The 7,522-nt window shown below is 51.7% G+C and carries 9 protein-coding genes; 2 read left to right on the top strand and 7 right to left on the bottom strand.

Annotated features, from left to right (window positions below; translation table 11 throughout):
• Positions 1 to 48: 48 nt before the first annotated feature.
• The 3 genes from Q0510_RS18800 to Q0510_RS18795 form a co-directional block, all read right to left on the bottom strand.
• Complete coding sequence (locus Q0510_RS18800) at positions 49 to 951, bottom strand: AbiH family protein (RefSeq protein ID WP_298715269.1); 903 nt, start codon at positions 949 to 951, stop codon at positions 49 to 51.
• Complete coding sequence (locus Q0510_RS24900; RefSeq protein ID WP_366941017.1) at positions 948 to 1,127, bottom strand: AbiH family protein; 180 nt, start codon at positions 1,125 to 1,127, stop codon at positions 948 to 950. Before Q0510_RS24900 ends, Q0510_RS18800 begins: the two co-directional genes overlap by 4 nt.
• 73 nt (positions 1,128 to 1,200) lie before the next feature.
• Positions 1,201 to 1,632: a MepB family protein gene (locus tag Q0510_RS18795; RefSeq protein ID WP_298715268.1), complete on the bottom strand. Its 432-nt coding sequence runs from the start codon at positions 1,630 to 1,632 to the stop codon at positions 1,201 to 1,203.
• Positions 1,633 to 1,712: 80 nt separating this feature from the next.
• On the opposite strand from Q0510_RS18795, the gene Q0510_RS18790 reads away from it, so the two are divergent.
• Positions 1,713 to 2,198 (top strand): CinA family protein, encoded by a 486-nt coding sequence (locus Q0510_RS18790; RefSeq protein WP_298715266.1) that lies wholly within the window; start codon positions 1,713 to 1,715, stop codon positions 2,196 to 2,198.
• A 1-nt stretch (position 2,199) separates the two neighbouring features.
• Here the strand turns inward: Q0510_RS18790 and Q0510_RS18785 are convergent, their stop codons facing one another.
• Together Q0510_RS18785 and Q0510_RS18780 are read right to left on the bottom strand one after the other, a co-directional pair.
• Entirely contained in the window at positions 2,200 to 2,835 is a 636-nt protein-coding gene (locus tag Q0510_RS18785) for a hypothetical protein (protein ID WP_298715264.1), read from the bottom strand.
• Positions 2,836 to 2,883: 48 nt separating this feature from the next.
• A complete protein-coding gene (locus tag Q0510_RS18780) occupies positions 2,884 to 3,261 on the bottom strand; it encodes a response regulator (RefSeq protein ID WP_298715262.1) in 378 nt (125 codons plus the stop codon).
• A gap of 241 nt (positions 3,262 to 3,502) precedes the next feature.
• On the opposite strand from Q0510_RS18780, the gene Q0510_RS18775 reads away from it, so the two are divergent.
• Positions 3,503 to 4,162, top strand: a complete 660-nt coding sequence (locus tag Q0510_RS18775; RefSeq protein WP_298715260.1) for a DUF6766 family protein — start codon at positions 3,503 to 3,505, stop codon at positions 4,160 to 4,162.
• A 79-nt stretch (positions 4,163 to 4,241) separates the two neighbouring features.
• Here the strand turns inward: Q0510_RS18775 and Q0510_RS18770 are convergent, their stop codons facing one another.
• On the bottom strand, positions 4,242 to 5,660 hold the full coding sequence (locus tag Q0510_RS18770; RefSeq protein ID WP_298715258.1) for a SusD/RagB family nutrient-binding outer membrane lipoprotein: 1,419 nt from the start codon (positions 5,658 to 5,660) through the stop codon (positions 4,242 to 4,244).
• A 5-nt stretch (positions 5,661 to 5,665) separates the two neighbouring features.
• Positions 5,666 to 7,522 (bottom strand): TonB-dependent receptor (locus Q0510_RS18765; protein ID WP_298715256.1); only part of this gene is annotated, 1,857 nt, incomplete at its 5' end.

The raw sequence follows: 7,522 nt of genomic DNA, 5'->3' as shown, positions 1-7,522 counted from the left end.
AGGCAGAGGCTTCCCGCCTTCTACGATGGTTCGATTCCATCCGCGGCTTCAATTATCAGAAAGCTTTTCATTTTTAATGGGATTTGCCTGGGGCATGCGAGAACAAAGAGGTTTAGGGATCAATTTCGCACGCATGGCCGTTTTGTTAGAAAAATGTCGAGAAATCTCTTCGGTCAAATCGGTGTAATTGTCATTATTACTATACTGATGATAATATATTTTGATACTCTTACAGTTGTCATGTTCGAAAATCATGTTTAACATGGTACGATCTGACAACCCACAAGAATGTCCTAAAATTATAACCTGGAAATCATCAGATTGTATAAATCGAATAAGATTGTGATAATTCTCGGTTTTGAAATACCAAAATGACTTAATGTACTTAAAAAAACCTTTTGTACTCGATTTCTCCATCAATTTATAGTCTTCATCCAATTCATCTCCAAACCCAAAAACTATAGGATTTTCATAATTACCCAATTCTCCGTGTATGTTGTTAACCTTAAATGATAACCCAGGTATTTTCACTAACTCCTTAAGATACCGGTTAACTGTATTAGTATAGTTGAAATTTAAGATAAGTGTTTCTTTGGGCAGCACATATTTCATTTGGTTTATTTCAGGAATCTCATCAAATGAAATTGGCAACATAAAGATTTCAGCAAATCTTTGATCCTCATTTAGACATTTTAGTTCACTTAGGTATAATTGCATTGCTTCGATGATACTTTGCATGGATATGTTTAATTCATTCAAATCATTTGAAATATCGATACTTTTTCCAGCTTCAAGTAACCGTTTCAGCTCCTTGTAAAACTCATTTTCAATCTCAACCCAGTTTTGAATGTGACACTTCTCCAATAATATCTTGAAAAACTTAGAGTGTACAACAACATCCAAATTATTCTCGCGATAATCAGGAAGCGTTCCGTCAAAAAGTGCATTCAAATCCCCTCTTTTATAACATCTGTTGATAAACTTACTAAAAACAGTTTGCTATTAAATGTATTTGTACTAGCGTAATTGAAAGCAAATTTTATATACCACAACAAAAAATCATTATACCTCGTTGGCATACCATGTGCCAAGTCGAACCCATTTCCAATAAGTACAATTCTATTCATGACATAAATAACTGTCGTTGAAAATAAGTAAAAACAGCATGTGAAATATTACAGAGATGGGTTTAACAATCTATCATTGGTGAAAGTAACGCACCTGCCACGCCTGCGCCCTCCTGGCCGTAGGATTCGGCGCAGCCACCGAAGGCGCATACAACCGGAATCCCCGCTTCCCTTCGCGCCCCCCGGTTGTCAGCACCCCGTTTTCCGCCAGGGCCGCCCGGGGAAAGAAGAAAATCCCCTCCTCCACCGCCACCAGGTAAAAATCGAAAGGATCCGCAAGATCGAAAGGCGCCGTTTCCCCCGATGCACTGCGTTTCCATAACGCCACAAAATGCCCCGCCTTCTTCGGCGTCACCTTCGCCCTCCGGAATTTGATGCGCACCTGCCCGCAAAGAAGGGTATGGCCATCATAGTCCGCGCTTTCCGGATCAGGTTCGATGTCGGTTACCGGAAAACCGGCAGGGGTCAGAAATGCAGCGTTTAAACGGGTAAAATAGTCCTGCATGGGGTTATCGCCTTTTGAAAAGCACCGCAAACTACGGAAACCTGCGGAATGACTGGCATGCTATTTTCTGCGGTCACGGTATGGATACAACTTTTATCATTGACGCCACCGCCGAAAAACTGCTCCAGCTGAAACATACCGTAGCCGTCGCCGAAAGCGTTACCGCCGGCATGCTGCAGTCCGCCTTCGCCAGCGCCACCAATGCCATGCGCTTTTTCCAGGGCGGTATCACCGCATACAATATCGGGCAGAAATGCCGGCACCTGCTCATCGAGCCGGTCCATGCGCAGGAAGTGAATTGTGTAAGCGCGAAAATAGCACAGCAAATGGCCGTGGGTGCGTGTTCGATGTTCCGGTCCGACTGGGGCATCGGCATCACCGGTTACGCCTCCCCCGTGCCGGAATCGGACCAAAAAACGTTCGCGTGGTTTGCGATCGCGCGGGGGGAAAAGATCATAGAAACCCTCATGCTGGAGCTCCCCGGCGAAGATCCGGAGCTCGTGCGCCTGTGGTACGTGCAGAAAACGATGGAAACCTTCGTGCAGGCGCTCTCCCGCGCCCGCTAAACTACTTCCGGATACCGACGATCCCTTTCACCAGGCTCTTCCACTGGAAATGCGAAAACCCCAGCATGGCCGTTGCCGCCACCACCAGGTTCCGCAACTTCGTCAGGATTCCCTTTGCTTCCGTGTTCGGCACCTCATTGCGGCCGAATACGCAGGCGCTGACCGTGCGCCCCTGCAGCATCACCATGAACGAGCTCGTAGCGTAGCGGCGGAAAAAATGAGACACCTGGCGGCGGGGCTTCTCCGGCTGCGGAGCGGGCCTCACGCGCATCGTTACCGTCAAAGCATCGCTGCGGATATTCATCTGCTCCGTGATGGCCTCTATCACCACCCAGTCGAAGCCTTCGCCCGAGGGGTTTCCCGGGCCCGGCAGGCGTATCCGGATATAATCGCCGGGAGCGGCTTTCCGCTGCACTGGCCGCCCTGCGGCATCCGACAGCTGGAACGCAGCCAATGGCTTCTCGCTCGTTTCCTTCCATTTATTGACTTCCAGTAACCTGTCCAGCGATTCGCGGAACAGCTGTTCTGCATCTTCTTTCGTTGGCAGCGTAACGATCTGGCAATCGTTGGTCTTGTTACCTGCTACCTGGTCGGGTACTACTTCCCTGCCTTCTATCGCCGGGTCTTCCAATAGCATAACGATGTTTTAGGTTTTCGCGAAAAAATAGTGCCGGAAATTGCCGCGTCATACGGTCTGCGGTGTTTCCAGCAGTTTTTTAAGCCATCCGCATAGTTTTGCGACACTTACATCTTTCACCCAGTAACCGCTGGCGCCCAGGCGCATCATTTCTTCCCGGGTGCGCGGGTCGGAAGATGTGGAGTAAATGATGACAGGAATGTCGCGCAATAGTGCATCGCTTTTCAAAGCCTCCAGGCATGCCCGCCCGTCCATCGGCGCCATGTTCAGATCCAAAAAAATGTAATCGGGTTTGGGTTGGGCCGCCGCCAGCTTCTGCAGTGCTTCACGGCCGTCCCGCGCGAAAAGGCAGGTTACCGGCGAATGCAATTCTTTCAGCGCGTAAAGGAAAATCTCCTGGTCATCCGCATCATCATCAACAAGCATACAAATACAATTCGGCTTCATGCAGGATCATTTAGTGGGCAAATATGGTTTCGTTAAATAAACGGCTCAAAACAGATGGATATGAAAGATAATAAATTTTGCGGTAACAGCCATCACCTAAATCGCAACAGCTGTGGACCTCCGCCACACTTTGCGGCGGATTATTCCCGATATCCTGATCTGCGGCCGCTTACAGGCCATGGCATGCTTTTGACGCTATTCAGGCGGAGGAACAGTCATCATGAAAAAACAACATTTTTTACACCGCAACGGATTGAGCATCATTTTCCTTTTACTGCTGTTTATCTGCCTCGCCGCCCAAACACTCACCGGCTGGCAGGAATTCAACAGTGAGCTGGAGGACCTTCAACTTCCTCCCATCGGCCTGCTAGCCTACCTGGGCAGCCCGCATTTCTTCGAAGCCACTTTCGAGAACTGGGAAAGCGAATTCCTCCAGATGGGCATGTACGTCGTGCTAACGGTGAAGCTCCGGCAATGGGGCTCCGCTGAATCAAAAAAACTGGAAGGGAAAGAAGAAGTGGACCGCGAGCCCAAACCCTCACCGGATGCGCCCTGGCCGGTCAGGAAAGGCGGCGTTTGGCTGGCATTGTACAAGCATTCGTTGTCCATCGCATTCTTTGCATTGTTCATCATTTCCTTCTGGCTGCATTTCATGGGCAGCCGCGGGCATTTCAACCTCGAACAATCCGCCAAAGGCCTGCCCACCGAATCCGCCGCCGCTTATCTCGCCAATCCCAAATTCTGGTTCGAATCATTCCAGAACTGGCAAAGTGAATTCCTTTCCGTGGCGTCGATCGTCATCCTTTCCATCTGGCTGCGGCAATATGGATCTCCCGAATCCAAACCGGTGGACGCGCCCCATTCGGAAACAGGCAAATAAAAAAAAACCGGAGATGAAAATCTCCGGTCACTGTCATCCAAAATCTAAATAATGCTTATGATGAAAAGAAATAATTAAATCAATTCTTATCCCACCAGAGCTTCGTTTCCACGCGGTCTCCACCCACTGCCTGCGCAGCGCTTTCGTAGTTCCTGCGGTTGACGTTATGCTCCGAAACGGGAAATTTATACCGGTTCGGGAAACCGCTTATGGCTCCCTGCGGCATGGGCAATACCGGGTAATCGAGGCGGCGGACTTCCGTCCACCCGTCGTGCCCGCGGTTGAAATACGCGAACCACTTCTGTATCCCGATGCACTTCTTCCAGTTGGCCGCATCGTATGCTACTTTACCCTGTGCGAGATAATCCGTGATTTCCGCATCGGTCACGCCCCAGTTTTTCATCGCCGCCGTAATGCCGGCCCGGTAATGTTCCGCCGCGGTTCCGCCGGTAGCCCATCCGCGCTGCGCAGCTTCCGCCATCAGCAGCCTGACTTCCGCATAATCCAGCAGGTAACCCGGCAGTTCCGCTTCATGCAATACTTCGCCGATCGGCGAAAACCGGTCGAAGTCCGCTTTTGTACCGGGAGGCGCGCCCGCGAAGCTGCCATCGGCCATCGGCTGGAAATAGCGTGAAATACGGGGATCGTTAAAAGCTTTCAGGCTGTCGACGATCGTGCGGTTGGCGACATAATCCGCGCGGCCGCTTTCCACCAGTTCTTCATACACCGGGTTGGCGTAAGGCGGAGCAGACAGGTAATCCAGTTTGCAGTCGTCGTCCGAAGAAGTGAACACGCCGCTGGTGATGGCATTCTCCGCCGCCGTGCGGGCAGCGTCTGCATCGCTGTCCGCGATCAGCAAGGCCATTTTCAGTTTGAAGGAAGCCGCGAATTTCTTCCAGGCCGCCACATCGCCACCGTACAAAAGATCGGAAGCGCCGAAGCTGCCGCCCGTGGGGTCCAGGCTGGCGTGGGCTTCCGTGACGCGGCGCAGCAGATCGGTGTAGATGGCTGCAGCGTCGTCGTATTTCGGGTAAGCGACTTCGTCATTGAGCGCTTCGCTGTACGGTACATTGCCGAAGGTAGTTACGAGGTAGTAAAACGCCGCTACTTCCAGGATATCGATCGTCGCCATCTGGTTCTTTTTTACTTTATCATCGGCGCTGGCCAGCGATACCATGGCACGACAGGCTTTCAGGTTCTGCAGCGTGTAGTAGTAATGGTCGCGCCACCAGGCTCCGCTGATAGAACGGGTATCGAACTGGTACATGCTTTCCTCGTTGTAGGTAGTTTGCTGCCAGTATTGCGTTATAACCCGGAAAACATTGATGTATTGGTTGGCGCCGGCGTTCACGTCCATGAACTCGCGCGAAGCATTGGCGAACAGGGTGCCGGGAGGTACTTCTTCCGGGCTTTTCAGGTCGTTGTTCAGACCGGTAAGATCGCCGGTGCAGGAAGCCATCCCGCCCGCCAGCATTATTAAAAGGAGTTGCTTTCTCATGTGGATCAGAATTTGCATTTCAGGTTGAAGGTGAAGGTGCGGGTGGTGGGATAGGAACCGCTTTGATAGCCCTGGAGGTTCCCTGAGCCCAGGGTATCTTCCGGATCGGCGTACGGCATGTTTTTATGGATGATCCAGAGGTTGCGCCCGATGAAGGAAAGATCAATCCCTTTCACGAATCCAAGCTTCGTAATGAACGGTTTCGGCAATGCGTAGGAAAATACGACTTCGCGCAGCTTTACGTAAGATGCGTCGTACACAAATCCCTTGTTGGGGTTCTTCACGTCGCCGTACAATCCGTATTCGTTCCACACCCACGTCGCATTCTGCTTGCCGTCTTCCGTCACACCGTCCAGGATAAGCCCGCCGCCGTCTTCCAGGCGCTCGCGGGAATTCACGCCGCGGCTGTTCACCGGCACCGTTTCCGCATACATCCCTTGCGACAAACCATAATACATATCCAGGCTGAAGAGCTCGCCGCCCTGCTTCATATCCACCAAAAAGCTCAGCGACAGGTTTTTATAGCGGATCTGGTTGTTCAATCCCGCTATCCAGTCCGGATTCGGATCGGCAATGATGTTGTTGGTGGTGGGGCTTATCATGTAATATCCGTCTGCATCCACGGTTTTCTGCCCGTTGGTATACACGAAATCGGTCCCTCTAACTACGCCAAACGGATGCCCTACAGCCGCGTTGATCGACACGCCGCCCTGGAAGCTGCCCAGCTGGATGTTATCCGTTCCATCCGGCAGCGAAACCACTTTGTTCTTGTTGGCCGACCAGTTGGCCGTCACATTCCAGGAGAAGTCGCTGGTTCTTACCGGGCTTCCCGTGAGTGAAATTTCAAGCCCTTTATTCTCCACAACACCGGCATTCATGTACCGCATCAGGTAACCCGTTGAAGCGGAAGTAGCCACAGGGATGATCTGATCGACGGTTTTGGTGGAATAAGCGGTAAGATCCAACCCGATACGGTTGTCCAGGAAACCCAGTTCGATGCCGCCTTCAAAGCTTTCGGTACGCTCGGGTTTCAGGTTTTGGTTGTTTTTGGTGGAACGGCTGCCGAACTGCACCACGCTTCCCCAGATATCTTCCTGGATATACGTGTCGCGGATGGCCGAAATGGGCGCATCGGCACCCACCTGCGCATAGTTTGCCTTGATCTTCCCGATGCTCAGCCAGGTGGCCTGCGGGATGAGCTTGCTGAAAGTAAATCCTGCGGAAACCGAGGGATAGAAATAGGAATTATCGTCTTTGGGCAAGGTCGAAGATACATCGCGGCGAAGGGTCATGTCCAGCGACAACATATCGTTGTACGACAATGTTGCGCCACCGAATACGCCCTGCACTTCCCTCCTGCCCAGGTACTCCAGCGGCGAAGCCGGGGCGCTGGCGGAGTTGGCGAGGGAATAGAGTTTGGGGATGACGAGGCCGCCGTTGGTTTGCGCGGAAATATTCTCAATCCGCTGCTTGCGGACGTTGGTGCCGAGCAATGCCTTCAGGTTCAGTTTGTTTGCGATGTCTTTATCGGCATTGAACAACAGGTCGAGGTTCGTTTCCTTAAACCAGCGGTTGCTGCGCAGGTATTTGGCAACACCCTGGCTGCCGGTGGCGATGCGTTCTTCCCGCAGCTCATCGTAGTAATCCTGTGCAATACGCCCCATTACATTCAGCCATGGCGTGATTTTGTAATTGACGGCCACATTCCCGAAGAAGCGGTTGCGGGTATCATCCTGGTAGTTTTCGTAGATGGTCCAGTACGGATTGTCCCAATACAACGGCCGCGGATTGGTGACGCCGCGCATATTCCAGGTGCGGTTCTGCCGGTCGCGGAAGTAAGCGTCGCGTTGTTCCAGGATGTC

Origin of the sequence: uncultured Chitinophaga sp., from assembly GCF_937874145.1 — a bacterium.
GTDB lineage: Bacteria > Bacteroidota > Bacteroidia > Chitinophagales > Chitinophagaceae > Chitinophaga.
This window is presented reverse-complemented; position numbering and strand designations above follow the sequence as displayed.

Excerpts from the sequence above, each read along its gene's own strand:
- Q0510_RS24900 (WP_366941017.1), bottom strand. The coding sequence starts at position 1,127 with ATGAATAGAATTGTACTTATTGGAAATGGGTTCGACTTGGCACATGGT.
- Q0510_RS18795 (WP_298715268.1), bottom strand. The coding sequence starts at position 1,632 with ATGCAGGACTATTTTACCCGTTTAAACGCTGCATTTCTGACCCCTGCC.
- Q0510_RS18790 (WP_298715266.1), top strand. The coding sequence starts at position 1,713 with ATGGATACAACTTTTATCATTGACGCCACCGCCGAAAAACTGCTCCAG.
- Q0510_RS18785 (WP_298715264.1), bottom strand. The coding sequence starts at position 2,835 with ATGCTATTGGAAGACCCGGCGATAGAAGGCAGGGAAGTAGTACCCGAC.
- Q0510_RS18780 (WP_298715262.1), bottom strand. The coding sequence starts at position 3,261 with ATGCTTGTTGATGATGATGCGGATGACCAGGAGATTTTCCTTTACGCG.
- Q0510_RS18775 (WP_298715260.1), top strand. The coding sequence starts at position 3,503 with ATGAAAAAACAACATTTTTTACACCGCAACGGATTGAGCATCATTTTC.
- Q0510_RS18770 (WP_298715258.1), bottom strand. The coding sequence starts at position 5,660 with ATGAGAAAGCAACTCCTTTTAATAATGCTGGCGGGCGGGATGGCTTCC.